22 protein-coding genes and 1 pseudogene are annotated in these 26,804 nt (G+C 56.2%); 13 read left to right on the top strand and 10 right to left on the bottom strand.

Features of this window, described 5'->3' with window-relative positions; genetic code table 11:
* Nucleotides 1-137 precede the first annotated feature (137 nt).
* On the top strand, nt 138-2,729 hold the full coding sequence (locus tag ACFQ95_RS16410; protein ID WP_422832676.1) for an AAA family ATPase: 2,592 nt from the start codon (nt 138-140) through the stop codon (nt 2,727-2,729).
* A 389-nt stretch (nt 2,730-3,118) separates the two neighbouring features.
* On the opposite strand, the gene ACFQ95_RS16405 is transcribed toward ACFQ95_RS16410, so the two are convergent.
* Nucleotides 3,119-3,790, bottom strand: coding sequence for a glycoside hydrolase family 16 protein (locus ACFQ95_RS16405; protein ID WP_422832674.1), 672 nt, complete (start codon nt 3,788-3,790; stop codon nt 3,119-3,121).
* Nucleotides 3,791-4,142: 352 nt separating this feature from the next.
* The gene (locus tag ACFQ95_RS16400; RefSeq protein ID WP_422832673.1) at nt 4,143-4,556 is read right to left on the bottom strand and encodes a response regulator; all 414 of its coding nucleotides are present in this window, start codon (nt 4,554-4,556) and stop codon (nt 4,143-4,145) included.
* Nucleotides 4,557-4,821: 265 nt separating this feature from the next.
* Here ACFQ95_RS16400 and ACFQ95_RS16395 point away from each other — a divergent pair, with 265 nt between their 5' ends.
* From ACFQ95_RS16395 to ACFQ95_RS16370, 6 genes are all read left to right on the top strand, one after another.
* The gene (locus tag ACFQ95_RS16395) at nt 4,822-5,118 is read left to right on the top strand and encodes a hypothetical protein (protein WP_422832672.1); all 297 of its coding nucleotides are present in this window, start codon (nt 4,822-4,824) and stop codon (nt 5,116-5,118) included.
* A gap of 413 nt (nt 5,119-5,531) precedes the next feature.
* Nucleotides 5,532-6,125: a spore coat protein U domain-containing protein gene (locus ACFQ95_RS16390; RefSeq protein ID WP_422832670.1), complete on the top strand. Its 594-nt coding sequence runs from the start codon at nt 5,532-5,534 to the stop codon at nt 6,123-6,125.
* A gap of 42 nt (nt 6,126-6,167) precedes the next feature.
* The gene (locus tag ACFQ95_RS16385; protein WP_422832669.1) at nt 6,168-6,548 is read left to right on the top strand and encodes a response regulator; all 381 of its coding nucleotides are present in this window, start codon (nt 6,168-6,170) and stop codon (nt 6,546-6,548) included.
* Between the two features lie 283 nt (nt 6,549-6,831).
* Nucleotides 6,832-7,500: a hypothetical protein gene (locus ACFQ95_RS16380; RefSeq protein ID WP_422832667.1), complete on the top strand. Its 669-nt coding sequence runs from the start codon at nt 6,832-6,834 to the stop codon at nt 7,498-7,500.
* 558 nt (nt 7,501-8,058) lie between these two features.
* The gene (gene chrA, locus ACFQ95_RS16375) at nt 8,059-9,432 is read left to right on the top strand and encodes a chromate efflux transporter (RefSeq protein WP_422832665.1); all 1,374 of its coding nucleotides are present in this window, start codon (nt 8,059-8,061) and stop codon (nt 9,430-9,432) included.
* Nucleotides 9,433-9,717: 285 nt separating this feature from the next.
* Nucleotides 9,718-10,011, top strand: a complete 294-nt coding sequence (locus ACFQ95_RS16370) for a cyclic-phosphate processing receiver domain-containing protein (RefSeq protein WP_422832745.1) — start codon at nt 9,718-9,720, stop codon at nt 10,009-10,011.
* A 272-nt stretch (nt 10,012-10,283) separates the two neighbouring features.
* Here ACFQ95_RS16370 and ACFQ95_RS16365 read toward each other — a convergent pair whose 3' ends face one another.
* Complete coding sequence (locus tag ACFQ95_RS16365) at nt 10,284-10,667, bottom strand: DUF2502 domain-containing protein (RefSeq protein ID WP_422832664.1); 384 nt, start codon at nt 10,665-10,667, stop codon at nt 10,284-10,286.
* 373 nt (nt 10,668-11,040) lie between these two features.
* Between ACFQ95_RS16365 and ACFQ95_RS16360 the strand changes: the two genes are divergently transcribed.
* Entirely contained in the window at nt 11,041-12,084 is a 1,044-nt protein-coding gene (locus ACFQ95_RS16360; protein WP_422832662.1) for a PEP-CTERM sorting domain-containing protein, read from the top strand.
* 328 nt (nt 12,085-12,412) lie between these two features.
* On the opposite strand, the gene ACFQ95_RS16355 is transcribed toward ACFQ95_RS16360, so the two are convergent.
* Nucleotides 12,413-13,339, bottom strand: coding sequence for an HAD family hydrolase (locus ACFQ95_RS16355; RefSeq protein ID WP_422832661.1), 927 nt, complete (start codon nt 13,337-13,339; stop codon nt 12,413-12,415).
* 330 nt (nt 13,340-13,669) lie between these two features.
* Here ACFQ95_RS16355 and ACFQ95_RS16350 point away from each other — a divergent pair, with 330 nt between their 5' ends.
* Entirely contained in the window at nt 13,670-13,975 is a 306-nt protein-coding gene (locus ACFQ95_RS16350) for a helix-turn-helix domain-containing protein (protein WP_422832659.1), read from the top strand.
* A 353-nt stretch (nt 13,976-14,328) separates the two neighbouring features.
* On the opposite strand, the gene ACFQ95_RS16345 is transcribed toward ACFQ95_RS16350, so the two are convergent.
* A complete protein-coding gene (locus ACFQ95_RS16345) occupies nt 14,329-14,868 on the bottom strand; it encodes a hypothetical protein (RefSeq protein ID WP_422832658.1) in 540 nt (179 codons plus the stop codon).
* 305 nt (nt 14,869-15,173) lie between these two features.
* Nucleotides 15,174-15,545, bottom strand: coding sequence for a response regulator (locus ACFQ95_RS16340; protein ID WP_422832656.1), 372 nt, complete (start codon nt 15,543-15,545; stop codon nt 15,174-15,176).
* Nucleotides 15,546-15,694: 149 nt separating this feature from the next.
* Here ACFQ95_RS16340 and ACFQ95_RS16335 point away from each other — a divergent pair, with 149 nt between their 5' ends.
* Nucleotides 15,695-15,970, top strand: coding sequence for a hypothetical protein (locus ACFQ95_RS16335; RefSeq protein ID WP_422832655.1), 276 nt, complete (start codon nt 15,695-15,697; stop codon nt 15,968-15,970).
* Between the two features lie 136 nt (nt 15,971-16,106).
* Here the strand turns inward: ACFQ95_RS16335 and ACFQ95_RS16330 are convergent, their stop codons facing one another.
* Both ACFQ95_RS16330 and ACFQ95_RS16325 read right to left on the bottom strand, forming a co-directional pair.
* A complete protein-coding gene (locus tag ACFQ95_RS16330; RefSeq protein ID WP_422832654.1) occupies nt 16,107-16,676 on the bottom strand; it encodes a PA domain-containing protein in 570 nt (189 codons plus the stop codon).
* 217 nt (nt 16,677-16,893) lie between these two features.
* Nucleotides 16,894-19,818: a bifunctional diguanylate cyclase/phosphodiesterase gene (locus ACFQ95_RS16325; RefSeq protein WP_422832652.1), complete on the bottom strand. Its 2,925-nt coding sequence runs from the start codon at nt 19,816-19,818 to the stop codon at nt 16,894-16,896.
* A 221-nt stretch (nt 19,819-20,039) separates the two neighbouring features.
* Between ACFQ95_RS16325 and ACFQ95_RS16320 the strand changes: the two are divergent.
* Nucleotides 20,040-20,819: pseudogene (locus tag ACFQ95_RS16320) on the top strand (ATP-binding protein); the annotation flags it as partial.
* Between the two features lie 249 nt (nt 20,820-21,068).
* Nucleotides 21,069-21,248: a hypothetical protein gene (locus ACFQ95_RS16315; RefSeq protein WP_422832650.1), complete on the top strand. Its 180-nt coding sequence runs from the start codon at nt 21,069-21,071 to the stop codon at nt 21,246-21,248.
* 327 nt (nt 21,249-21,575) lie between these two features.
* On the opposite strand, the gene ACFQ95_RS16310 is transcribed toward ACFQ95_RS16315, so the two are convergent.
* Nucleotides 21,576-21,974, bottom strand: coding sequence for a hypothetical protein (locus ACFQ95_RS16310; RefSeq protein WP_422832648.1), 399 nt, complete (start codon nt 21,972-21,974; stop codon nt 21,576-21,578).
* Between the two features lie 581 nt (nt 21,975-22,555).
* On the opposite strand from ACFQ95_RS16310, the gene ACFQ95_RS16305 reads away from it, so the two are divergent.
* Nucleotides 22,556-23,899 carry a hypothetical protein gene (locus ACFQ95_RS16305; protein ID WP_422832647.1) on the top strand — a complete coding sequence of 448 codons (1,344 nt, stop codon included), beginning with the start codon at nt 22,556-22,558 and terminating at the stop codon, nt 23,897-23,899.
* A gap of 64 nt (nt 23,900-23,963) precedes the next feature.
* On the opposite strand, the gene ACFQ95_RS16300 is transcribed toward ACFQ95_RS16305, so the two are convergent.
* Complete coding sequence (locus tag ACFQ95_RS16300; protein WP_422832646.1) at nt 23,964-26,720, bottom strand: UvrD-helicase domain-containing protein; 2,757 nt, start codon at nt 26,718-26,720, stop codon at nt 23,964-23,966.
* Nucleotides 26,721-26,804 lie beyond the last annotated feature (84 nt).

Below are 26,804 nucleotides of genomic sequence, written 5' to 3'. Positions count from 1 at the left end.
CGGCGACTGTAGTGCGCCCATAGCGACCATTGGCGGACCTACGCTCATGGCGGCTTACTGGAATGAGGCTGCTTCCACCTCAATCCCGCAGTGTGTCGTAGCATCTCATCCAAACTAATGAGCGGAGGAGATTCTCGATGACGATCCTAGCGGCGATTCAAAAGTGGTCCGAAAGCCTACCGGCATGGCAGCGCCATGCCATCGCGGTCCTATACGAGCGGCCAACTCCGACCGCCGCCGACTTAGACGATATCTACGCCCTGCTTAAGGCTAGCAAGGGAATCGCTGATCCCAAAAGCACACAGGCCCGGGTCCTCACTCCAGAGCAGGTCGCCGCACCGCACGTAGAAGCGGGCGCCGTGCAGCTCACCGCCATTAGAGATCTCCGCGGCGTTAACGCGCTCGCGGCAGGTAAGTCTCTCCCAATCGCCCCTGCAGGCCTCACGGTCATCTACGGCGACAACGGCGCTGGCAAGTCGGGCTACTCGCGAGTGTTAAAGCAGGCGTGCCGGGCTAGGGACCAGTCCGAGAAGATACACGGCAACGTCTACCTCCCTAAGGCCAAGCGCGAGGTGCCCTCGGCCAAGTTCGATGCCCTCGTGAGCGGAGCGGCCACCGAGTTCGCCTGGGCCGAAGGCGTTGCAGCGCCGGTCGAACTATCCTGCATCGCCATATTCGACTCGGCCTGCGCCCGGGCCTACGTAGACAACCACGGCGACTTCGCCTATGCGCCCTATGGCCTCGATATCCTAGCCAGCCTTGCACAGATTTGCATCGCGCTCAAGGAACGAGCAGCGAAAGAACAACAGGCCAACCAACCCAACTTGCTACCGTTCCAGCGTCTCGCTCAAAGTCCTACCGAGGCTGGGAGGCTTGTCGCCGGGCTCTCGGCCAAGACTAGCAAGCAGGATATCAATCGTCTCGCCGATATGTCGCAAGCCGAGGCGGAGCGTTCGGAGCTCCTCGCAAAGACGCTCGCCGAGGCTGACCCGAAGAAGCGGGCGACCGAGTTGCGCGCGAGGGCGTCGCGAGTGGAGGGCCTCGCGAATCGCGCGGCCAAGATGGAAGATGCACTATCCGATCACAAAGCCTTCGCGCTACGCGGCTTGATCGAGAAATCCAGCATTGCCAAGGGGATGGCAGAAGCGGCCGCGAAGAAGTTCCAGGCCCTCGACGCCTTGGAGGGAACATTTGGCGAGCCATGGGGCGCGATGTTCCAAGCGGCCCGCGATTTCTGTACTACCTCGCTTCCCGTATGCGATTTTCCCCATCTTGACGCAGAGGACCGCTGCCCGCTCTGCCAAAACACTCTAGGCGTGGCCGGCTCCGCACGCTTCGCCGCGTTCGATGATTTCATTAAGGGAGAAGCCGCGAGCCTGGCCGCCGCCGCACGCGCGGCGGCGGAGGAGGCCTTCCGGGCGGCCAGGGACGCGCCCACGGATCTACTGTTCGACGAAGCCCTCCGACACGATCTGGGAGATCTTCCCAACCTTATCCAGGCGTGTGGCAATCTGCAGCCCGCTGTGGTCGCAAGACGTGACGCGATCATCAGGGCGGCGACCCAAAACACGGGTCAGCCGTGGGATGCCCTTCCCGCGCTCTCCGACAGCCCGACGGCTGGCTTGAGAACCCTTGCTGGACATTTACGGGAGCAAGCAGTCGCGCTCGACGAGTCGGTGGACGTGAAAGAGCGGGCGAAGATGGAAAAAGAGTACGGGGAGTTGCGTGCCCGCCAGGAACTGGCCGCGCTCAAGGATACGGCGCTCCACGCGGTCCAAGCATTCGAGCTGGCCGCGACTCTGGGCCAGTGCGCGGCCGCCACAGCCACCGCTGCGATCTCGCGCAAATCGACCGACCTGACAAATACGATGGCGAGTCAGGAGGTAGCTGACGCCCTCACGGCGGAGCTCCGGACGCTGGGCGTCCAAGACATCAAGGTCGCGATGCGACCCAGTTCTGCCAGGGCCAAGACAACCTTCAAGCTAGTCCTCGAAACCGACGGAGGAGGCTCCCCGGCGGACGTGCTCAGCGAGGGCGAGCAGCGCGCTATTGCGCTGGCGTCTTTCTTAGCAGAGGTTCGACTTGGAAAGGGTTCTGGCGGCATCGTTTTCGACGACCCGGTCTCATCCCTGGACCACGTGCGGCGCGAGCGAGTCGCCAAGCGGCTTGCCTTAGAGGCTCAGGAGCGCCAGGTAGTCGTCTTCACACACGACATCTTCTTCCTGAGCACGCTGATGGCTGATACCGTGGTCGCAGGGGGAGATCCGATGGCGTTGACGCTCACGAAAACAGCAGAGGGCTTCGGCGTGGCTGATGTAAGCCTTCCATTCGCTGGATCGGCCACCAAAGACCGCGTCGGACTGCTGCGGAACAAACAGGTCAATTGTGAGCGGCTAAGGAAGGCGAATGACCCAAGCTACAACTTGCATGCTCGCGACTTTTACAGCGACCTACGCATGGCCTGGGAGCGAGGCGTTGAGGAAGTGTTGTTCAACAAGGTAGTGCAGCGCTTCCAGCGAGGCGTATCGACCATGGGGCTGGGTAAAGTCTCAGTGGCTCCCGACGACGTGGCTCCCGTGACGGCGGGCATGACGAAGTGCTCGAACTACACCGGGCACGACGGAGCGCCTGAGGCAAACATTCCCATCCCCGAGCCGGCCGACATGACCTCCGATTTGAACGACCTTGAGACTTGGCGCAAGGTGGTACTAGCGAAGAACAAGCGATAACGGACATCCTTCATCCCCATTCATAAATAAGGGAGATGAAGAATGCCCAACCATAGGTGGGTGCGCCAGCCGCCATTTGCGCCCTGAATGCAAACTGTATCCCGCTTGCCGTCCTTGTTCTTGGTAAAGGAAGTCTCTGCTTTAGGCCCCAAACCTGCCGTCCGAGTCTCGACCGTGATCGACTGCAATCGCTGCAAAGTCGATATGCGGTCTGAAATTGAATTTGACTCAGTGAGGCTCGGGTGAAGAACCATACCGCTGACCTCACCGAACACCCGTCGCTGAAAGCGTCCCTGGAAAGTCAGAGAGTGCCGAGGGGCCTCCCTCAGTCCGTGATGCCTTCACATGGAGCAAATCATCAGTGCGTTTGCGTCACCGACCTTGCTTGATCAATAGGTTTCATCTCTCACATGGGCATCCCAATGAGCAGGTACATCGCGCTTTGATGGCGGCAAACCTTCTGGCGCGTTATCGACCAGCCGCCCCAAGTCTTCCCTAACCGAGGTGGCATCGCCCTGACCGTCAGCGCTGTTTGCATCCACCGCGATTCGCCGAATAGCAGCGACGGCCGGCAAAGACTCGCGCACAAGTCGTCCCGCAAGCTCCTCGGAACGTGTCGGCCAGGTATTGAAATGCAGAGTCATGGGCAGATCTGGAATCGGCGTAGGGTCCCAGATCACTCTCCGATGCACAAGGAGATCGTCGACGAACCATCTGATCTCGTCAGGTGACCACTCAATTGAGTATGTGTGGAACGCCTCAGAGGCGTCGAACCCGAGCTGGACGGCAAACGGCGTCCCCCGATAACCGTAGTCAAACTTTGCGCCATCGCAGCCTGGGTTGAAGAAGACATTGGTCAGCATCTGGTCTGGACGGTTACCGGTGATTTCCACATCGATCTCCTGGCGCGGAAGATCCAGAGCGTTTAACAGCGGTTCGCAGAGATTGGTGTCTAACCCAAGCCAAGTTTGGAGCAATGGGTGGCGTGGGAAGAATCTCGCAGAGTCACTATGAAGCCGGCGCACGAAAGCCGAATACGGACTATCTTGAAGCCCTGGCATCCCATGGCGTCGATGTCACTTATCTGATTACCGGCCAACCGATAACGTCGCCGCTTCGCGTGCTATCAAGCGATGAGGTTATTTTGGTCGAGCGGTTTCGCGTGGCGGGTCGAGCACTCAGCGAATATTGGCAAGAGGCAAAGCTCAAGCAACTTTAGATGACGGGCCTCTGACAATACTCAACGTTCGGCCGCCAGACCCAAGAGCAAAACCGGTGAGGCCTAAATGCGGCGGTTACGCCTGCTGCCGTTCGCTTGCCTCTCCCATGAAATAGGGATGCCCTAAAACGCTCGAATAGTCGGAAGCCTCCTCGTCGCCATTCAACAGGGCCGAGTCTATAAACGGATTTGGGTTACGAGGCTATATCTCCAAGGCCAGAACCATTCTTTTGCCTGGAACTCCCGAGCGAATTGCAAAAGTCAAAAAATCTGTCCAGCTCTGTGGACTTGTCGAAAACAGCGTCTGCCCCCAGTACCAGGCAACTTCGTCGAATGTCCGCCGTGGCGTAGTTCGTCAAGACGATGGCTTTTTGGTTCATCTTTCGCACTTTGCATGCTCTCAGCACTTCAAGACCAGAACCTTGCTTTAGAAACAGGTCTACAACCACCACGTCCCAGTCGTTTGCGTACTGGGCGAGGGCATTGATGGCGGAGGCCGCCGTTCCGGCTATCGCAACCACCTCGAGGTTGGCCAATTCCGACATGGCAGGGATGAGCGTCTCGAGGATAGTCGAGCTGTCCTCCACAATGATGGCTTTAAGATGCATGGGCTGAACCGGAAGGTTAATGTTTGCTGGCGGCTGCGGCTCATCGGGTGCTGGATTTTGACGGTGCTCCAAAACCTTCTTTGTAGGAAAAAATCCTATCCTTGAAGCAGCGGCTCCTCACCTTCGACTACTCTCAAGTGACGTCAACAGACGACTGGTTTTACGAAGGACCGCGGGTTTCCTCCTTAATATTGAGCCGACGAAGTGACTCGTCCAAGTGCAGCAGACGCGGCATCTACAAATTACATCGGCGTAAAATTGCCTTATGCCCAAAAGAATCGTACGCCCATCCAAGGCACAGCCAGTGGTCGCCAGCGTGTTAAAGACGAACCGCAAGGTTTCTGGTGACATCCAGGACGCAGCCCTTGAGTTGAAGGTAGTCCATGCCGTTCTTGACACTCAGGTGGCCGATTCTGTTCGTTCGGCCGACGTTAATGCTGCCATCGAGCGTACCGAGGTGCTAGAAAAAAAGTTGGAAGAATCAAGTCAGCAGTTAGAGGATGCAAATGCTGCGCTTGAGAGTGCCCAGAAGGAGTTGAGCGAGCAAGTGGGTAAACGCTAAGAAAAGCTTCGAGGCTGTCATAAAGCTAAACCTTGCGGAGCTCACCCGATGCGGACCTGCTCAAACGATAGCTTACGGGCTTGCAACTTGGACACCGCGAATGACTCTTAATCATGCGGTGTTAGTCGATGGCTGGTGCTGGCTTGACGCCCAGTGCGAGACCGGAAGTTCCGCAAGCAGCTTGTTGGCTTCAGGGGACGAACCGGATTTGATGTGAACTTGTCAGGCGCTGCGCCGTATGTCGGTTGTGATTTAACAATTGGGACACAGTTGTCAGCTCCTTGCCCACATAATTTGGGCTATCGGGTTGAAGAAGACCGACGACTCCGGATGGATGAAGGTTCCCCTGCCGGCCTATAGCCCAAGCCCCCACATCCAAGGTGGGTTGGCGACACTGAGGGACGCATCGTCATGTGATTGACGGTGTTCATATGAATTGTAGAAATTATGCGGCTGCAACAGTTGCCGTTGTGACCCTGGGCGCGGTCCTGGTCAGTCTTCACGCACAACCCGCTGGCAATACTTCCGGCCAGCTGCTCGCCAAGATGGTGCTTTACGGTGGGTGCTTTATCAAGAGCGCCGCGGCTCCGGCGGGACGTTCCCCAGGACTAGAGACCTTGGACTTTGGCGTTCAACCACGTGGCTTCACTGGCGTCGTCACTGCAGGTTCCGCGGGCAGCGGCGACAATACTGAAATCATCTGCTCTCCAGAAATCACATCCCTTTCGGTCTCCGTGAGCCCGGGGAACAACGCGGGGCAAGGGACCTCCATTGGGACCGGGTCGCGTGCTGTGAAGCAGGGCGAAAACTTCCTTCCCTACGAGGTCTATAGCGATGCGGCTCTCAAAACGGCCTACCCCGCGAATGCTGCCCCAGTCGGTTTTACGTTGCCGAGCAACGGAATGCCGATGGCACTTCCGGTGCATGGCCGTATCAACAAGACGAACCCGGGCAATCTGTCCCCTGGCAGCTATGTGGATGTCCTACAGGTGACCTTCACGTGGTGATAGGGCTTCTGTCCCGGGGAAACCAGAAATCCAAAATCCGATATGACATCACTGAACATTCTGCTGCTCGACGACGACCGTGGGGCCGTTGACGCATTGGCCATGACGCTGAGTCAAAGAGCCCCGCAAGCAAGGTGTCAGCCTTTTTATAGTGGCCAGGAAGCGTTGTCGGCGGCATTAAGCCAACCCCCTGACGTGATTATTGTGAGCCTCGAGATGCCTGGCATGAGCGGAAACGAGTTTGCCCGGGCCGTGCGTCGTGCGTTTCCCCAGCGCTCGTTCCCGGTACTCATCGCGGTATCGGAAAAGATTATGGCGCTGGCCAACGCGAGGCGTGAACGGGCATTCGACCACTTTCTACATAAGCCGTTGGACGTGTCAGCGCTTTCAGAATTGCTCGTATCTAAGCGAACGATTTCATAAATCGAAGCGCTGGAGAACGTGGGGCACTTGTTTACTAGCCACTCTGAGGACATCGTGCGATGGCACAGTGTGGTCAAGGCAAGAGAGCTGACGTTTAGCCATACGGACTTGCCTGAGGAGCCGTAAGGGAGCTGGCATCTGCCCAATTGTTTGGTAGATATCCTCTTACCCACTCGCCAAACTCTGCGGTATGTTAGTCAGTCTCTTGGCCGTCTTGGCCCTCCGGTGCGTCATGGCACTGATGCAAGTGGAAACTGTGGAGTGCCCTTCTTGAAAGGTGAAGATGCAGCAGTTCGTAACTCACTTTCCCGAATTTCCTTTGGCATTTCAAGATGTCATCGCCAATGACCGGCTGAATAAGCGACCCCGTAAGCAACCCGACCTTGCGACAGAAATGGAAATGACCACCTCCGTCGTCAAAGCGTTGAGGGAAACCCCTGAAATAGCGCTTGACGTGTTGGCATTTTCGATGCTTCAGCTGACGGAGGCAGACTCTGCCGGTGTGAGTTTGCTGGGGCGCCTTGCGGGCCATCATGTGCTCTTGTGGGAAGCGGCGGCAGGCTCGTGCAGCCAGTACCTGGGCAGCACGGTTCGATACGACGAAAGTCCCTCCGGTCCAGTCCTCAGCGCTGACTCGATAATGTTGATGGTGGCACCTGGTAAGGCTTACAAATCAGCCGCGCGCATATCTCCACCTATTCGGGAAATCTTAATAGCACCTTTCCACGTGCAGAGCCTTCCCGTGGGGACCGTGTGGGTCACCTCACAAGGGAAGAAGAGTTTCGATGCGGAGGACGCACGGGTTATAAAGAACATGTCGGAAATGGCTGCCCTGGCCTACCTAATTCACAGCGAGTTAGGTCACCTTGAAGCTTTGCGAACTGCGGTTCAGGTTGCGACCGATAAGCCATTCAGCTTCTTTCTGCAAAAGAATCTCAAAACGTTTAGCTAACAGTGCCGCCGGCACTGCTAAGCCTTCTGCTTCGGCGAGAGTTCGATGAAAAGCCGCTCCGTGTGGAGTACGAGCTAACTCCCCTAGGGATGGCGTTGTTGACACGCATGTCCCCATTTGGACTTGGGTCGTCGAAAACGCCGAAGACTTCCGAGAGGCACGGCGCACTTTCGATAGTCAGACTCGAGAAAATCCTTGACGAGCTAAGTAAGCCCTTTTCGAAGACACCGAACGTAACTTGGGGAGGACGAAGTTGCTCTGCCCACGACCGACGTCCTGGAGCAACTTTATGCCCTCATTCAATATCGACTTGGGAGAATTCCAAGTGCCGTTTAGGGCCCAACTGGAGCTGCGGGTACGATGCCTCACCTCGGCCATGACCGGTCATTCACCTTTCGCTACCGAAAGCGGCCTTTTAACAATGGCAGATTTGCCTCATGAGTGCGTCACCCTCGTTGCAGCTCCTGACTTACGCTAATATCTGTCCATCGGGAAAGCAGCCTCCCGGCTTCTAGAACCTGTTCTAGGAGTAGACGGTGTCCCGTCCAAGTGCTGGAAATGCCCTATGGAGCTTCTGTGGACACCTCTTTGCCTGTCGCCGAGCCGACGACTCCTGCCTCTATATCTCTTTCTGAAGCCCTGCGTTTCTGGCTAAAGCTGGGCTTCATCAGCTTTGGTGGCCCAGCGGGCCAAATCGCGCTCATGCACGAAGAACTGGTGGAGCGCCGCCGCTGGATTTCCGAGCGGCGCTTCCTCCATGCACTGAACTACTGCATGCTGCTGCCCGGACCGGAGGCGCAACAGTTGGCGACCTACATTGGTTGGCTTATGCACCGCACGTGGGGCGGCATCCTTGCCGGGGGCCTGTTTGTACTGCCGTCGCTGTTCATCATCATGGGCTTGTCGTGGTTGTACATGGCGCACGGTGACGTGCCGGTGGTCGCTGGCATCTTCTACGGCATCAAGCCTGCGGTCACAGCGCTGGTGGTCCAGGCGGCCTACCGGGTTGGCTCCAGAACCTTGCGCAACGGCTGGCTGTGGGGCATCGCCATCGCCGCCTTCGTCGCCATCTTTGCGCTGAGTGTTCCGTTCCCGCTCATCGTGGCAGTGGCGGCCATGGCCGGATACGCGGGTGGACGACTCAAGCCCGAGGCGTTCAGCGGCGCCGGTGCCCACGGAAAATTGAATGCCTCGGCCCCGGCCTCGTCGGCCGTGATTGACGACAACACACCCACACCGCCACACGCCAGGTTTTCGTGGGGCCATTTAGTGAAGGTCTGCGTGACGTTTGTCGCCATCTGGACGGTCGCATTAGGTTTGTTGGCAGCGGTGTACGGCTTCGACGCAGTGTTGGTTCAGATGGGCTGGTTCTTCACCAAGGCCGCACTCATGACGTTTGGTGGCGCCTATGCCGTGTTGCCCTATGTCTACCAAGGCGCTGTGGACCAGTTCCAATGGCTCACCGCCCCTCAATCGATGGATGGACTGGCCTTGGGTGAAACGACGCCTGGCCCGCTCATCATGGTGGTGTCCTTCGTGGCCTACGTCGGTGGCTGGACAAAAGCCATCTTTGGCGAGGACTCGCTGGCGTTGGGTGGCGCGGTGGCTGCCACTGTGGTGACCTTCTTCACCTTCCTGCCGTCCTTCTTCTTCATTCTGCTGGGAGGGCCGTTCATCGAATCGACCCATGGAAATTTGAAGTTCACCGCACCGTTGACCGCCATTACAGCTGCGGTGGTCGGCGTCATTGCTAACCTCGCGGTGTTCTTCGCCTATCACGTGTTGTGGCCCAACGGTGTCGCTGGACGTTTTGATTGGACTTCGTTGCTACTGGGACTGGCCGCAGCCGTCGCGCTCATCCGTTACAAAATTGGGGTCGTCCCTGTTATTGCAGCCGCAGGGCTGTTAGGTCTATTGGTTCGGATGGTTTAAGAGCTCGAGGCCCGCTAATACGCGAGCTGGGAAAGGCCGCTTTGCGCATAGTCGGGGGACTGCTCAGGGCCCTAAGTACGCACTCGAGGGCGACGGCTAAGTGGCGGCTTTCGCTGCAAAGCTGTCCCCGAAGCCGACTGCTTCCGGCTGGTTGCAGTTGTTGGCAGGTAACTGATGAATAGGTACTATCTGCCAAAACCGGACTTTTCCCACCGTGCCCCAAGATGGAGCAATGACGCCGTGTTAAGTTACTCACGAGATTGGATGAATGAGCGACCCCAAAAGATGAGGGTATTCCTCGATGATGAGCGCCCCACCCCAGAGGGGTGGCACAGAGTCTATTGGCCTGAAGAAGCCATCCAGCTACTTGAAACCGGGGCCGTCGAGGAAATCAGTCTTGATCATGACCTTGGGGACGATACACATGGCACTGGCTACGACGTGATTCTGTGGATAGAAGAGGCGGTTGTGGTCCGCGGATTCAAACCACCTCATATCTGCGTTCATTCAGCCAACTCGTCTGCTGCCGACAAAATGCGAGCCGGCGTACAAACCATCCAACGCCTTGCCAGGCGCTGAAGTCAGAGTCTGCTCAATCTACTGAAGGGCCGCGCAGCACCACCGCAGCACACAGATGCCTGCTTGACATTGATTCTCGTCACCGTGAATGCGTTGAATCACAGCATTTGGCGGCGAGCCACCACTCAATGGTGGCCGTTTCAGGCTAGTTGGAGTTCTTCGCATGCGGATCTTGAACAGGAACTTAACGGTCATCACACACTTTGGCTGGGTCCAGCCAATTAAGACTAGGCGGACGCCGGGCGCATGAGGCGCCCCGATTTGCGCGGCGTTCAGCAATTACCCTTTTTGGCCTGACCCGGTGGACAACCCCCGTTGCCCTTGCCATTACCCTGCCCGGTGTAGTACTTCTGGCCCTTATTGCCGTTGTGTTGCTTCCAGTAAGTTGGGTCCCGGTACTCGTAGCCATCCCAGTAGTAGCCCCGGTTGTCACGGCTGCCAAAGGTTATGGAGACGCCAGGGGCCTGGATTCGGCCGGAGCCGATATTGACATCGACGTCAGCGGCCAAGCTGCCCAACGTCGTAGCCGCGAGCAGGGCTGCGGTAATCAAGTGTCTCATCACGAAATCTCCTTTAGGGTGCGTTTCCGGCTGCGCTGCATAAACCCCGGCCAAAACGACCAGTTTGAAAACACAGTGGCGAGTGCCCATCGTCATGCATGCTTTCCGGGACTTCCAGAAGGGCGGTGGTCGTGATCACCTTACTAGGCACCCTACGCGGAAGAATAGGAGGTTTGAGCACTCACGGCAAGGCGCGGCATGGGCCGACATCGGGTCAAGACCAGCGCAAGGCACCATCCATTGATGAAGGGTGACTGACCGGGCACCTTGGTTGTAGACACTGGCGTGCGTCCGACAAAAAGGACGGAGGGCTACAACGGGTTTTCGTACGAGCAAGCAACTTGGCAATGCAATGGCACCAATGTCTGCCTCGGCTACGCCTCAACTTGGTGCGTAACATTTACTCTTATGCTTGAACATAAATTAATAGCAATAAGAACGCTTCGCAATTAGCGTTACGCACAATTCTTTGCATGTCGATATTTTTAACATAGACATTTTTTGGTGCGAATTGAAAGTAAAAATTACATTTGAAATCAATTGGTTACATCGTCACCACCAAGCTGGTGCGAATTTTGCATCTTGGTGCATTACAAGCATTCCAAAAAAGGCTACCAAGATGAACGTCCTCAAAGCACTCCGTTGCGCTGTCCCCGCTGCTGCTCTGGTGTGCCTTCTTCCGTCCACCGCTTCGGCGGCACCGACACTTCCGACACTGCTACCGAAGGCCCCGTGTAGCGTCAATTCATTTACGATTAATTCGGTTGAAATCAGCCCGCTGAATGGTGCAGGTACGATTTTCTCCGGCAGTCAAAATGCGACCAGCTGCGTTGGCCTGTACACCGGCAACGATTCCGGCAACCCATTTAACAACCCGAATCCCAACATTGGGCAGCTAAACGATGGCTTGCTGAATGGGCAGGCCGGTGTTTTGAGCCCCACGTGGTTCAACAACCCAGCGAACCCTTCACCGATGCTGGACTTGGACAAAAACGGTACCTATACCGACCCAGGCTGGATTTACTTGGGCAAAACCACGAACGGCAGTGGTAGCTCATTTGTCATGGATGCCTATGACAAGCCCCTTGACCTCGCTAGCATTCTGGATGTCAAAATGAATTGTGTCGGCGACTGTACGCAAGGGACTTGGTCGCTCGAAACCTCCCTCGACATCATCGACCAAGTTCAGTCTGTTCTGGGTAGAAACTCGTTTGACCATCTGGCGTTTGTCATCAAGGCCAGTGACCGATTTGCCGTCTATGACTTTGACTTCAATACGCTGGCCGGCAGCATTGCTGGCTTTAATTACACAACACCCTATTCCTTCACGGGCACTTGGAATACCGACGATTTCCTGAACAAGAACGGCAAGGCGCAGGACTTCTCTCACATCTCGGTGTGGGCTCGCGACCCGGTTGGCATTCAGGTCACAGAAGTGCCTGAACCCAATTCGCTGATGTTGATTGCACTTGGCTTGGTGGGTATGGCTGCGGCACGGAAACGCAAAATCTAACCTGTCAGTGCCAGACAAAAAAAGCCCGCAAACTGCGGGCTTTTTTATTCCGCTTTCTCTGAAGCTGGAGGCTAGATTGACAGCAGTATTTGCGTGCGCATCCTTCAATGTCGGGTTGGAGCTGAAAAATATAAATTGGAGATATCAGCTCATAGCGTGGTGCTTCCCTAGCATCTGCTTACGGCACAGATGAATTGCCGCCCATACTGCCTTACGCCTATCGCCATAGCAATCATTGGTCACGAAAAAGAGCGTCAGGGTGACAGCAAGCTTGAAGCCGATTCTTTGTGCCTCACCGCCTCACTTTGCCAACGACATCCCACTTCATTCAAGGTTCCACAGGAAAGACTTTCTTCCAGTCGTTTTTCATGTCAACTACGGTCCAGCCCTTGGCGGTGGCTTCATCCAAGCCTTTGTCGAGCTTGCCGATGTGCGACTTGCGATCGTAGGCCCATTCACGGCCGGCGTCGGTGTGGTGCACGTAAAGTGCAAAACGTGCGCCACTGCCTGCGGTGGTCCACTGCAGCATCTGCAGGTCACCGTCCGAATTGCCAAAGGCGGCGATGGGGCGGCGGCCGATGTGACGTTGGATGCCCACAGGTTTGCCTTCCTTGTCGTCGTTTAATACCAGGCTTGGCAGTTTGACGAGCACTGGCACATTGCCACGCAACTCAAACTTCAAACCACCCGATGAGCCCACCACTTGCTCGGGCGGAATGCCATACACACGTTCAACCCAGGGCCGCATGAATTCAATGCCACCACCGGAAACAATGAAAGTCTTGAAACCGTTGTCACGCAGATAGGCTAGTAGTTCCAACATGGGTTGGTAAACCATCTCGGTATAGGGTTTTCCGGTCTTGGGATGCTTGGCGTTGACGGCCCAGTCGTTGACGGCTTGCTCGAATTCGTCGGTGGTCATGCCGGCATGGGTGGCCGCCAACAGTGCCACAACCCCTTTTTCCCCTGACGCCATCACGCCCTTCAGGTTGCCCTTCAGCACAGACGCAAAAGGCTCTTTGGTTTTCCACTCGGGATGCTGGGGCGCAATTACTTTGATGCGGTCGAGCACAAAAGCCAGTTGAAAGTAGATAGGCTGCTCGGCCCATAGCGTGCCGTCGTTGTCGAAGGTAGCAATACGCTCGGGCACTGGCACAAAGTCGGCCGAGCCTTGTTTGGTGACTTTCTCGACAAACTCGACGATGGCCTTTTTCGGCCCGGTGTCGTTCCAGGAGGGCAAGGGGTCGCTGGCCAAGGCAGTGACCGCTCACAACGTCGTGGCCAATGCAATCACATACTTCTTCATCTCAAAACTCCTAAGTGGAAAATTTCCAAAAGAATGGGCTGAACTGTTGAGGTGCTGTATCTTGGTGGATTGTCAAAGTCTTTTGCGGATTTTTCCTATTTTTGAGCGTATTCGAGGGAAAAGACTATTGGTACGACAGAAAGCATGACGCGGTCGTGGTCTGTCCGCAAAATCCTATAGCCGACCGAAAGTTTCCCCTCTGTGCTGTCGTTTGGTGGCAAATAATGCTGTGTTCCCAGTCAATTCTGCTTTGTTGTCAAACTACCGCTGCTGCATCCCATGACGCGTGCCTACACCCGCCGCTCCAGCCCCTTTGGGCGAGCGTTGAGATTCACTCGAACCACTCTTCAACTACAGCGATACGATTTGGCAGGGGCGGCCAGTAAGCAATATATAGGTAGCCTGGAGCAAGGCGTGAAGTCTCCCACCTTGAACATGGTGGAAAAACTGGCGGAGGCGATGCAGGTTCATCCTCTCACCTTACTCGTCTTGACGTATGCGGGTACTGGATTGGATGATGCTACGGAGAAGCTATTGAGTCAGGTGCATTCGCAAATCACGGTCTTGAAAGACTTCAATACCTAATCAGACTCAAGAGCTCTCTTGAGATTACAAAGTTAGGCTGGCGGTTGGGTCTTTAAAAGGAGTATCCGGTTTAGTCAAATGGTTGCCAATCGATGGCTTTGATTGCGAGGCTTCTGACAGCGGATTCATCTGAAATCAGTGGGGAAGAATCCTTAAAGGACGCCTAGGCCCTGGCTGTCACGGAATGCGTGATATCGCTGTGCCGTACCGAAAAACTTTGCTGAAAGTTTCAACTGCAGCAGGGGGCAGCTTGCTTACCGAAGCTCCGGTTGTGACGCTATCAAGCGGGCGTAAGACTGTTTCTGCCTGAACTTAACCTGGAGGGCCGGCGTGTGGCCGACGGACTATCGTGCCTACACATCTTTTCGCTTACTGTTCCGTGCCGGTTTCTTTATCGCAGGCACGTCGCTGGGAGGCGGTCGATAAAAAACCGTGGCCTGGCTCGGCGTTCCCCGCAAACGCCCAATGATTAGCGTGTAGCCAAAAACACCTAGCCATTTTTCGGCCTGTTCATCGTTCTCAAAAGCATCGTCAACGAGTTTTTGGGGAACCAGCACACTTTGATTGGCCTCGCATCTGGCTAAGAGGATTCTGATTTGCGCCATCGCGTCGACCACTGGCTGGTCGTCAGTTTCGCTAAACCCGGCTGTACGGGATGGAGAGGGGCTTGGGCGAAGACGGCTTACGACAGCAGTCCGACCCACATTGGATATTGGGTACGCACTGTTTGAAAGGCTGACATTTAAATCCAGTCCAGCCTCCTTGAACCACTGCTCCGCAGCCTCCTTGTCTCGATTGAAAGCTTCGTCAATCAGGTGTTGGGGCACCAAATAGTGCCCCTTGGCGGTGGGGCGACGGATAAAGCTTTTTATTCGACTAATTGCATCTGCCATGAGACTCTCCAGTCGTCGTGATAGCCCTGGCCGTCGATTATTCCGTTCCCACATCGTGAACGTCTTTTCTGACCGAACTGAGAAGCGTCAGAGAAGGGCCGGATTTGGGGAATTCTGCCTGAAGCGTGGTCGGCCAAAAATGGCCCAAAGCGGCTGTTCCAAAGCGGCTAAACGTCGGCCAGCGCGGAATCATCACTATGGCAATAGGATGGTCAGTTTTGGGTTGGCACTAACATGCGGCAGCTAGTAGCCCAATATTGTCGGGACGGAAACGCGCGAGTCTTTACCCACAAAGAGTCAAAATCTTAATAATCCGAAAATAATTTTTCACAAAAAACAAAAAATTCGTCCAGCTCTGTAGATTTGTCAAAGATGGCTGTAGCACCTAACGCTAAGCACCTGTTCCGAATTTCACCTGTAGGATAGTTGGTGAGTACAACGACGAATTGGCCATGTGACTTTGGCGAAAGGCGTCGAAGAACCTCCATTCCCGAACCTTCCGCTAAAAACAGATCGACTACAGCAAGTCGCCAAGTATTTGCTTTCAATACGCGTAGGCCTTCTTCCGCAGTTTCCGCGATAGCCACTACTTCCAAATTTGCAAGTTCAAGCATGCTCGGAATAAGCGCTTCCCGAATCTTCGGGCTGTCCTCAATGAGGATGGTCGCAATAGGCATGGTGTACGCTACGTCGCTAAGGCAAGTCAGAAAGCTAGCTCGACGAATTCAGGCGTAAAGTATTTGACTTGGTGTGCTACCTCTTTTGCGTAGGACGATCCCTTATTCAAACAGCGGCTTAATTCACCAAAAGTTTTCGGAGAAGAGAAATGTCTAGCAAGCCCCGAGACCAAAATCCATCTGAGGAGTTGTCGCTTAAACAGGTTGCGGAGAAAACAAAGCTAGTCACCGATGAGATCGTGACCGCAGAGGAAGAGTTGACGGTTGCCCATGCAGTGTTGGACAAAAACTTGCCACTGAATTCCAAGGAGCCTGAGGTTCGTCAAGCCGTGGAGGCCACAAAACAGGTGAAAAAGCGACTGCGGAAGTCCGTCAAGGAGCTTACATCGGTGCAGGTCGACTTGGAAAAAAGGGCCGCCAAGTAAGCTAACGCTAATGCGGATAGGAAACTCGTGACATCCTACCCACCAAGGTTAGTCGTGGCAGTGCCGCTGCCGTTACGGAATAGTCGTTGGCCAATGGCGAGTCACGATAGACAAATGCCTCACCCTCAACGTTAGCTCAGGTGCGGCGCCGGCGGGACGCTACGAGGGCAACGATGGCAAGTCCAACCAGCGCAAGGGATCCAGGTTCAGGAATCACCGTAACTTCCTCGGTAAGCGCCATGCGAACGGTATAGCCTGTAAGTCCAAGCGATGCACCGTTTCTAAAGTCCTCTCCCAAGTTGTTCGAAAGGTAAAAGATGGGACCTGAATACATGTCTGAAGGGAGAGGGGATGTCATCACACCACCTGACACATTGTTGTAGATGAGGACCCCAATAGCACCCGCAGCAAACGCGTAGCTCGCCTTGGTGGCAAACGTACAAGCCCCTCGTTCGATCAGTGCAATGGACCCGTTCACAAATCCGGTGAAATCACTGGCATTACACCCGCTAAGCCCGGAAACTGGGCCAGTCGTCCAGAGTTGGGCGGTGACGTCAGCGTCGCCGCTGCCGACTGGCGAATAAAAATCATTTCCGGCTCCGTAGGTGTAGTTGGTGGCCAAAGGGGAAATGCTCTGCAAGACGGGGGTGGCCTTGACTCCGACAATGGTCAGGGCCAAGAAGGCAGCGGCTACAAACTTTTTCAAGGAACCTCCGTAAGCAGTTTGAATTTGAACGACGGGCTACATGTAGAAAGCATGCCCTGGATAAAACTAAAACAAATCAACGATATTTTCGGAGGTGCGGTCAGATCTGTAATGAATTCCGTCACTGGCGCCCACCCTCTTCGGGTTTGTCTAGCTCTTTTTCTTCTACTTGAGCGCGCCCCGAAATCGTTCTCATCAGACAAGCCTTCACAAAAAACTAGTTTCGGGCTTTCTCCAGTGCCTTAACCGCAGCGGAGACACAATCGATTTGCTGACCAAGGTCCTGCTCCGGAACAGGCCGACCCAAGAGATAGCCCTGGAACGCCTTGCAACCGTAGATGACGAGCAACTGCATTTGCTCAATGGTCTCTACACCTTCTGCGACTACATTCAGTCCCAGGTGTTCCGCCAACGCGATCACGGTTCGCACAATCGCCGCGTCGTTCTCGTCGATCAGGACATCGGCCACAAAAGAACGGTCGATTTTCAACTGGTCAAGCGGAAGCGATTTGAGGTAACTCAGTGAAGAGTAGCCTGTCCCAAAATCGTCGAGTGAGAACAGTACGCCAAGGGTCTTCAGCATTTGCATCTTCACAATCGTCTGGCCGAGATTGACATGCATCATGCTCTCCGTGATTTCGATCCGCAGCTTAGATGCAGGCGCACCACTGACTCTCAAAATGCGTTGCACTCGAATGACAAACTCCTCTTCATGGAACTGTTTCGCACTGACGTTGACAGCAACGGTCCAATTCTTGCGCACCTCATCTGTTTCCCATGCCTTCAACTGTTTGCAGGCTTCCATCAAAACCCACTCACCGATGGGAATGATGAGGTTGCTTTGTTCTGCCAAGGGAATGAATTCGCCTGGCGCAACAAGACCAAGCCGGTCCTGCTGCCAGCGAATCAATGCTTCCACCCCGATGATTTGCATGCTGGCGTCAACCACTGGCTGGTAAAACAAGCGGAGTTCACCGCGCGGGATGGCGTTGCGGAGTTCTCGGAGTAGCACCGCCCTCGCGTTGATTTCGGATTGCAGTTGGGGATCGAAAAAGGCTAGCCTATTCCGACCTTCTGCCTTCGCTTTGTATAAAGCCATGTCGGCTTGTTTGACCAATTCATCCGGGTGGTCATCATTCTCGCTAAAGAGCACAACACCAATGCTCGGGCTGGTGTTGATGACGTGGGATGTGTACTGGAACGGCTTGCATAGTTCCTCCCGGATCTTGCCGCCAATGTCCAATGCCTTAACCGTTGCATCGCTCTGTGTAGTACCTAGCTTCTCTAGGATCACTACAAATTCATCGCCCCCCAGCCGAGCGACCGTGTCGTTTTTGCGTACGCATTCAGAAATGCGTGTGGCAATTTGCCGCAACAACTGGTCTCCAGCCCCATGTCCCAGCGTGTCATTGACATCTTTGAAATTGTCCATGTCCAACACAAGGAGAGCTCCATAGTGGCGCTCGCGCTGCGCCGTAGCCAACGCATGGGTCAGGCGGTCCCCCATGAGCCGGCGATTGGGTAGGCCGGTTAGAAAATCGTGTAAAGCCATGCGCTGGGCCTCGGCTTCAGCTTCTTTGCGCTGGGTAATGTCCGCACGAATGGCGATGTATTGCATTGGCTTGCCATCTGGGCCCAAAAGCGGAACGATGGTGGTGTGGACCCAATACAGTGAGCCGTCCTTGGCCTTGTTGCAAACCTCCCCGTTCCAAACGTCGCCGCGCGAAATCACTTTCCACATTTCGGCGAAAAAGCCCTTGGGGTGGTAGCCGGAGTTGATCACTTTGTGCGTCTTACCGATCAGTTCGTGACGGGGATATTGAGAGATAGAGCAAAACTTGTCGTTGACCCGCGTAATGACGCCTTTTGCGTTGGTGACGGCGACGATGGCGTGTGCATCCAAAGCCGCTTTCAGCTCCAAGGTTTCTTGGGTGGATTCAGCCGCCTGGCGTAAGGCGTTCTCGCGATCCGACACGTCGCTGACAATCGCCAACACACCTCGGATTGCGCCGTCATCCTGTCGGGCAGGCGCCAACACGACATGACGGTGGAGCGTTGGCTTGGTCGTATCGACTTCCGAACACCAATCAAAGTCGATTTTTTCGCCCCTCAACGCGCGCTGCAAGTGCGCCTCTAACGCTGCAGCATGAGGTGCGGGAACGACCGCATCGAAGAATTCGCCTGCAATGTCGCGTTCATCCATACCCATGTTGTGGCGGAAGTTCCCGTTCACATAGCGGATCTGCAAATTTTCGTTGAGCCGACAAAGACCAACCGGCAAGTTCTCCAGAATGTTTTTCAACTCGCTCTCACGTTCGCGCAAGGCGCGCTCAGAGTGAACCAGTCGACGCAATGGCCCTTGAAAACCGTTGAGGAAGATCGCGCGGTGCACGCAGGCATAAGAGGCCAGCCTTATGAAGTCGCTCAGCAGTTCCTGGCGCACCAAGGGAACACCATGAAGACTGTAGACATAGCTGGATAAGCCGGAAAGAAAGCAACCCAGTGCCAGCCAAAGCTCAGAAAGTTCTTGTGTCTGTTTGAACCGACTAAACAGACCCACTGCGACCAACCAACTGGCGAAAGTAAAGAGCATGGTCAGCTCATCGGCGACGCTTGCTGAGCTGATGAGCGCCGCAATATCTCGCCCCCAAAATGCGACGGCGCAAATGCTCAAAATTGCCGCCTCTAGCCAAACGGCGCGAGGTCCGGGTAGGTTGACCCGTAAGAGTAAAAGCAACATGACGACCAGTTGAAAAGCACGCCCGGAAAGCCAGAACCAAGTCCCGGCCTCCCCGCTGGATTCCAGAAGGGGTTCCTGAATGGCTTCATGCGTCAAGGAGTGAAGCAAGTCGCCCCCGGCAACCACTCCAAAGCAGAAGATGAGCGCGTTGGCCGCTACAGACGTGCCGTGGCTGAGCCCACTCCAGGCCATGAAGATGACATGTATCGCGAGCGCCACCGCGGCCAACTCCAGCAAAAGATGTGCCATGGCGACCACGTCATGTCTAGCTAGCTCCATGTCTGGAAGGTGCAACACGAGGTAGGCAGCGATGATCGCAAGAACGGCAAGCGCCACCGCGCTGTGCTGGGCCTTCGCTAGATCTATGGGGGCTTCAAGCCGGTGTCGCGCTTCTGGCTTCAAAGGCATCCTCCGTCATAAGAGCGCTTATCAGACACTTCGAATTTGTCAGACAACGAAATCCTAGGCTGACAGTGGGACGCGGTCAACGGGTGTGACGAACCATCCTCCCGAAGATTGAACGGATCGATGCGTAGCAACCTATTACTTTGAGCAATAAGTTATAGAAGCGAGTCGAAATTCAGCAATATGTTGAAAATTTAGCAATAAGTTAAGAAGAACCAGCGCGTGAGCGTGTGCGATCGGCCATCCTGAACGCCGGGCTGGAGTTTCCCAGCAACAAACGCATCACCGTCAATTTGGCGCCGGCCGATCTGCCCAAAGAATCCGGCCGTTTTGACTTGCCGATTGCGTTGGGCATCCTGGCTGCCAGCGGGCAGGTGGACGGCGCCCAATGGGCGGGTTACGAGTTTGCGGGCGAGTTGTCATTGTCCGGCCACTTGCGGCCGGTGCGGGGCGCGCTGGCCATGGCCCTGGCGCTGGAGACCCAGGGTATTGCCACCAAGATGGTGTTGCCGCCGGACAGCGCCGAGGAAGCTGCGCTGGTGCCCGGTGCCGAAGTGTTCCGCGCGGAGCATTTGTTGGACGTGGTACGGCAGTTCCGTCCTGCGGGCGCGTCCGATGGGGCAGAGGACGCCGACAACCCGGGCTGGAGACAAGCCCTTGCCCGGCCCGTCGCGGCCGGCGTGCGATACGCCTGCCTGTCCGATGTCAAAGGCCATGCCGCTGGCAAACGTGCCTTGGAAATTGCGGCTGCGGGTGGCCACAGCCTTCTGCTGGTGGGACCGCCGGGTTCGGGCAAGTCAATGCTGGCGCAGCGTTTTGCCGGGCTGCTGCCACCCATGAGTACACGCGAGGCCTTGCAAAGCGCTGCAGTGGCCAGCATCAGTGGCCGGTTTGGCCTGGCGCAATGGGCCGTGCGGCCGACTTGCAGCCCGCACCACACGGCCAGCGCCGTGGCCTTGGTGGGCGGTGGTTCGCCCCCGCGCCCCGGTGGGCATCATCAAAGTTGCGTACAACGGACCGGCTATATGAATCAATGACTTGCGATTCCTCCAATCACAGTTGGGCCCAAAGACCAATCGAAGTTAAAGACCAAAATGTTTGGAAGAGCCCGTGGAGCATCAACAGCAGGCTGGCTTGCTGGCGAAAGAGCAGACTACCGGTCATCCCAAAAACCGGGATGATCGTCGCCACTTCTGGGACGAGTTTGGCTGCCAGCTTCAGGAGCGAAAAAGGCGCAGAATGAATCCATGCCGCGCTTCTGGCTCTCTGAACTCTTCGACCCAGCTGATTCCGAGCTGGCAACGTTCTCCCTCTCTCTGGAAGAATTTGTGGCGCGTACCGGAGGAATGCCCTCGGACGTGGACAAGAGGGAACAGGATCGAAGGGCAAGAATTCAGAGCATTGAGGAAGACGATGCTGTCTTTTGATGCTGCCGCCTTCATTGAGCTTGTGGTTTGATCGTTCGCTGACCATGCCCAGCCCCTCCAAATTCCCTTCGCCTCCTGATGAGCGATCGATCCCGAGCGAGCGCACCCCATCGGATGAAAATCTTCGGCCCACTCAGTTGAACACCGAGCTACACGCTCGCATCGCCAAGACTGGTAGCGCTCGCCCCTCCACCTACGAGAGCGCGATGAAGGCTCTTCAACGGGTTCGCGAACAACGCGGAGCGGCGGGCTCCTAACGCAGCGCCGTCTCGAATCTCGAAGGTCAGCAACGGTTGAGCCCGTTGTCGCCTCTCCCTTTCAAATCCATCAGTTCGTCGTGTCGCCAGACAGCGCTTGCTCGGCCGCGAGTCTGCGAAGCTCCTCAACCTCTTTCAACGTCGGCATACCCACCGCGCCCAGATCACCCTGGTTGCAGCACACCTTGGCCAGCAGATGCGCGTGAAAGAGCGTGGCTCGCTCATGAGGAGCACCGCACTCTGCCGCGAACAGGCCGCGCCGACCGGAAAGCAGCTGCAGAGCCGTCACCAGCGACCAGTTTGATCCGTGCGCGGCCTTCAATCCAGCGATCGCCGCCTCCTGTTCACCACTTTCTGTCGCCCATGCGAGCACCACTTGCGCGCATTGCCGCACAAGAGGCAGTTCAGAAGGTGCGGCAGCACGTGCCTTAGCGATCTTGTGAAGTAGTGCGGGGCTTGGCTTTGACATAGGTGTGTGAGCCTAGATGGTCAGTAGAACCCGGATCATCCTCTCCCCGCGGCTACGGCCCTCGCGGCCCTTGCAAGGGAGCATTTTGCGGTAAATTGCGGTAGTTTCCCGCAATTGCGGATCGCGCAAGTCATTGATTCTATTGAGTAGCTCAGTGTCTGCAGGGAGCCGTTCCACCTGACCTCGCAGAGACGCACGCCAAGTGCCCGGCTCGCCGCGTGCTCATTCATGGGGCTACTTCTCACTCGTAGAGAGCACATCTACCATCGAGGACATGAGATCGGCGGCAGAACGCGATGAGCGCAGCTTGCGCCCTGCATCGTCTTGTCGTACTGAAAATCTCAAGCGATAGACCTCGGCATCGATGCAGTCTGATCGCCGCACTGGATCCTTCCGAACGGGGAAACGCGTTGCGCTCGGCATCACCCTTTGCGGGAGTTCTTGCTGAGTCTAAAGGTCTCTCGTTCCTCGAGGCATGGAGCGCAGATCACCAGACACCGCGCTCAGCCGCGACTGCTTTGAAAGTAGAGCAGGATGCGAAACACAGTTGACCTGAGTCGTTGATTTGATTCAATCAAGACATGGACTACGACAAAAGTCAAAAAATCAAATCCCAATCAGAGACGCCACAGGGTCCGCTTTCGCGCGAACACATCTACGATCTGGTTTGGGAGGAGCCCATGCTGCGTGTCGCAGAACAACTGGGTGTTTCCTCCAGCTATATGGCCAGGGTATGCACCGAACTCCGCATCCCGCGGCCTCCGCGTGGCTACTGGGCTCAACTTGAGTTTGGAAAGGCGCCTGCCCGACCGTCCTTGCCGGCCTCACGCGTGGGCGACATCACTGAGTGGAGTCCCGGTGACTTCATTGGTACAACGGAGCGCTCGGCCCAGAAGCAAGTCCGAGCGACTGAGATTTCTCGTGAGCAGCCGGACGAAAAAGGCGCTGTCACACGAAAAGCACGAAGTGCTAGCGCGCCTGAGATCGAGAAGATTCACCCCCTGCTGGTAGGCATCAAACCCTTATTCCTGAAGACACGAAACAGTGACTCAGGCGTGCTCCGGCCATACAAGCGGCTCATGCCAGACATTCTTTCCTCCAAGGAAGCATTGGATACCGCGATCGCCTTCGCCGATCGGCTATTCCGGGCGCTCACGAAGCAAGGGCACCGTGTGGCCATAGCGCCAACAAGCGTTCAAATGCGACGCACAGACGTCGATCTACGCGAAGTCCCCAGAAAGAACCATTATCAGCAGGCCTCCTGGAATCCTGAGCGCCCCACAGTCGTGTACATCAGCGAGGTGCCTATCGGTCTGACACTGTTCGAGATGACGGAACAGATCGAGATGCTTTACGTCGGGGATAGCAAATACATTCCTGTTCGGGATCTTGCACCGAACCAACAACGCAAGATCTCTGACCCCCGATATTGGACAACCAAGAAAGACCTCGCTTCAGGCCGTTTCTGCTTACAGGCATATTGCACGTCATGGCGGGTCAACTGGGTCAAACGATGGACCGAGGTCAAGCCAGGTCAGCTGTCATCACTCGTATCGACCATCGTGTCCGAGCTGGAATCAGCAGGACCGGAACTGGCGATGAAGCTTGAGACGGCCAGAATTCAAGCCGAAGAGGACCATAGGCGCCGGGAGGAAGAACAGCGCCTCCGCCGCGAAGCCGAAAGCCAAGCGCTTCGCGCAAAGCAGCGACAACAGTCACGCCAGGAATTGCTTACCGCCATCTCGGCCTGGGACGAAGCGCAAAGAATTGAGGCCTATTTCGCGGAAGTTGAACGTTCCGCGGCAAGCCTGAACGACGAGGAGCGACGTCAATTGTTGGAACGGCTATCGGATGCCCGAAAGCTGGTTGGTCCTTTGGATCCGCTGAAACTCCTGCTTCACTGGAAAGCACCTCCGGAGATGTAGTGAATGACAGCGTCTCTAGAACAGAACCTGGGCTTCAGCAAACGCACAATCGACCCAAGGACGTTCATCGACGCCGACCTGGCTGCCACTTTCCCGACCTGCGCCCAGAACTTTCTTTGTAGTCACATGCCGGGAAGCGATTGCACGCGCTGAACGTGCCGTAAGGGCCTGACCGCGGTACCAAGCTCCCTTTCTGACACCGAGGACAGATCCGGGCATCCACCTCATCCCCATCGAGGGACTTGATCTCCAAGCCATGCTCTTTGACCAGTTCCAGAACGAAGCTGGAGCGGCTGTGAGCAACGGTGAGCATGTGCACCTGCTGCCGAGCGCGAGTCAATGCGACATAGAAAAGCCGCCGCTCTTCCGCCATCGGATACGCCTCCGGCTCCGGCATTGCCAACTGCAGCACCGGATCATCTACGACTCCACTGGGGAAACTCGACGCGCCGCTCACCATCCGGGGCAAGATCACGTGATCCGCCTCCAAGCCCTTGGACCCGTGCACGGTCATGAACCGAACTTCAAGAGAGCCTTGAAGGTCAGACCACGAAGGCAGCAGTTCCTCATCGCGCCGATAGCGCCCCAGCACGAAGACTGTGATTTTCCTGCTTGCGCCGGCAGGCGCCTGAGCGAGCCCTTCCAAGATCGCTCGGACACCGAACCGCAGCCGCGCGCGCTCTCCAACCTCCACGACGGAAAACGTTCGCTCCGGCACTGGCGCTTTGGAAAGCACCGATTTTTTGATCTGAGCAGTGTTCTTCAGGACAAAGCGGCTCGACACATCGCAGATGGGTTGCGGGCATCGGAAGGTCTGCTCTAGACGCAAGGTCGTGGCCTCGCCAAACCATTTGTCGAAGCCAGTCATGACCGAAAGGTCGGCGCCGGCGAATCGGTTGATGCTCTGCCAGTCATCCCCTACCGCAAAGAGGCAGCACCCAGGAACGGATACCAAAGCCCGTATGAGACGCGCTCTGGCGTAGCTGGCATCTTGAAACTCATCCACCATGATCAGCTCGTAGGTACTCTTCCATCGCCCGCTCTCGATATGGTCTGATGCCAGGTTCAGCATGTCATCGAAATCAATCGCTTTGGCCTCTGTGAGCTTCGCTTCCCAAGCGTCCCGGATTGCATCGAAAAGTCGAAGGAAGATTTCATGCCGGAATCGGAAAGGACTGGTGTTTGCGCGATCCAACCGCGCTTGAAGTTCGTCGCGGCCGAGCCTATTGCTTTTGGCATGCGTCAGAAAAGTTCGGAACGTCCTGATGAGCGCATCGTTCTCGATGGCTGGAGCACCCTGCGAAGGTCGATCAGGGTTTGGATCGAGAACAACGCCGTGGGCCTGGAGCTCCGCAGCCAACTTGCTGAAGATCTGACCGCCCCACAACTCCGCCATGGTCGTCTCCAGCAAGGTGGTCCCATGGGTTCGGTGGCATTGCCGCTTCCACGCCATCCCCTCGCGGTAACCGACAAATTCCTCGGGCGGGTTGCCCTTGCCGTCCACCGCCCAGTGCTCGTGGTAAATATCGATGGACGGATAGTAGAAGTCCGGCCGGTACTGGCGATACCGTTCGTCCGCGGTGTCGACTTCATATGGCCCTTCATATCGATAGGGCACCCCGTTGTAGAACAGCCAATCGGCGATGAGCCGCTCCCCGCGGCTCTTCACGACCTCCCCCTGCAGAGTCCGAAAACCCCGACTGCGGGTTTCACGGTCCCAGTCTTCGGGCTCCTCCTGTTCGTTGCCAAACTTCGGCAAGTCACGCCCCAGGACGATGCGGAACAGATCCCAGTTGGTACGAAACGTGGGATCGCGATCCTTCAGTTCATCGACGATGGCCATCAACTGCTGATGATCTCGACCTTGCTCGACCCACGGCGCCAAGGAGGGCTTCTTGCCAGTGGCTGCACCGATGACATCCAAGCCGAAAGCGTGGAAAGTTCTGGCTTTGACGCGATCTGCAGGTAGGCCCAGAGGCGTGAGGCGCTCCTTGACCCGTTGCTGAAGTTCCTTGGCCGCATCGGCGTTGAAGGCCATCAGCAAGATGCGGTCAGGCTCCATGAGATTGCGCCTGAGAGCAAACCCAGCCTTCGCAACCATGGTCGAGGTCTTCCCTGAGCCGGCGGCCGCGACAACCAGCATGCGACTGTCGAAGCACACCACGGAGGTGGCTTGATCTTGGGTGAGCGGCGACTTCTCGACGGTACGCAAAAACTCCTCATGAAGTTGGAGCTCACGTGTCAGGTGACGCTCATTGAGCTGTTTGGCCAGATCCTTGGGTTGACTTCTCCATATGCCCAGCAGTCGTTGCCGATCCTGATCCAGCGTCTGGATATGTTGGGCTACGGCCTTATGGCCGACCAAGTCCGCCAGTCCATCCGCCGGACGCTTGTCACGCCAATGCCGGACGAACTCGGAGGTGAGCCATCCCTTTTTTTGAAACTGTTCTGCGCAAGCGATGGTGAAGGCTTTGGCCCACTGCAGGGCTGGCTGAGACTCGCGCTCAAACCGATCAACAAGAGCTCGTGCGTGCAGTTCCGCTCGATGCTCCTCAAGAGCCTTTTGAAGTGAGGCGCGTAGTTCCTTGCCTTCGCTGTTTGGAAGACCATCCAGACGCGCGTTCACGACGTCGGGAATCCGAAACCGAACCGCTGACCAGATGATTCCGGGCTCAACGGTAAGGTGATCGGCATCAGAGATGTCGAAGCGCCTGGCCTTGTCGCCGATCTGGAGGGTGAAATGCCGAGATTCGAGCTCCAGCGACCAAGCTGGAGACCCTGTCAGCGACGCACCAATCCTGGATGGTTGCCAACTGGGCATCAGATCGCCGTCCCTCGGGGAAACACGCAGGGGGCACCAGCAGCATCTGGCCGCCGGACAAGCAGAAGACCCGCAAGCTCAGTG

Origin of the sequence: Variovorax sp. HJSM1_2 (assembly GCF_049316285.1) — a bacterium.
Lineage (GTDB): Bacteria > Pseudomonadota > Gammaproteobacteria > Burkholderiales > Burkholderiaceae_C > Rhodoferax_B.
The sequence above is the reverse complement of the archived record's forward strand: the minus strand, read 5'-3'. Positions and strand labels throughout refer to the sequence as shown.

Bases quoted from the DNA above. Each gene is read 5' to 3' on its own strand.
- ACFQ95_RS16410 (WP_422832676.1), top strand. From the start codon at position 138: ATGACGATCCTAGCGGCGATTCAAAAGTGGTCCGAAAGCCTACCGGCA.
- ACFQ95_RS16345 (WP_422832658.1), bottom strand. From the start codon at position 14,868: ATGGCAGATGCAATTAGTCGAATAAAAAGCTTTATCCGTCGCCCCACC.
- ACFQ95_RS16365 (WP_422832664.1), bottom strand. From the start codon at position 10,667: ATGACGATGGGCACTCGCCACTGTGTTTTCAAACTGGTCGTTTTGGCC.
- ACFQ95_RS16305 (WP_422832647.1), top strand. From the start codon at position 22,556: ATGGACTACGACAAAAGTCAAAAAATCAAATCCCAATCAGAGACGCCA.
- ACFQ95_RS16400 (WP_422832673.1), bottom strand. From the start codon at position 4,556: ATGCATCTTAAAGCCATCATTGTGGAGGACAGCTCGACTATCCTCGAG.
- ACFQ95_RS16405 (WP_422832674.1), bottom strand. From the start codon at position 3,790: ATGCCAGGGCTTCAAGATAGTCCGTATTCGGCTTTCGTGCGCCGGCTT.
- ACFQ95_RS16315 (WP_422832650.1), top strand. From the start codon at position 21,069: ATGCCGCGCTTCTGGCTCTCTGAACTCTTCGACCCAGCTGATTCCGAG.
- ACFQ95_RS16380 (WP_422832667.1), top strand. From the start codon at position 6,832: ATGCAGCAGTTCGTAACTCACTTTCCCGAATTTCCTTTGGCATTTCAA.
- ACFQ95_RS16350 (WP_422832659.1), top strand. From the start codon at position 13,670: ATGACGCGTGCCTACACCCGCCGCTCCAGCCCCTTTGGGCGAGCGTTG.
- ACFQ95_RS16395 (WP_422832672.1), top strand. From the start codon at position 4,822: ATGCCCAAAAGAATCGTACGCCCATCCAAGGCACAGCCAGTGGTCGCC.
- ACFQ95_RS16340 (WP_422832656.1), bottom strand. From the start codon at position 15,545: ATGCCTATTGCGACCATCCTCATTGAGGACAGCCCGAAGATTCGGGAA.
- ACFQ95_RS16310 (WP_422832648.1), bottom strand. From the start codon at position 21,974: ATGTCAAAGCCAAGCCCCGCACTACTTCACAAGATCGCTAAGGCACGT.
- chrA (WP_422832665.1), top strand. From the start codon at position 8,059: ATGCCCTATGGAGCTTCTGTGGACACCTCTTTGCCTGTCGCCGAGCCG.
- ACFQ95_RS16370 (WP_422832745.1), top strand. From the start codon at position 9,718: ATGAGGGTATTCCTCGATGATGAGCGCCCCACCCCAGAGGGGTGGCAC.
- ACFQ95_RS16335 (WP_422832655.1), top strand. From the start codon at position 15,695: ATGTCTAGCAAGCCCCGAGACCAAAATCCATCTGAGGAGTTGTCGCTT.
- ACFQ95_RS16300 (WP_422832646.1), bottom strand. From the start codon at position 26,720: ATGCCCAGTTGGCAACCATCCAGGATTGGTGCGTCGCTGACAGGGTCT.
- ACFQ95_RS16385 (WP_422832669.1), top strand. From the start codon at position 6,168: ATGACATCACTGAACATTCTGCTGCTCGACGACGACCGTGGGGCCGTT.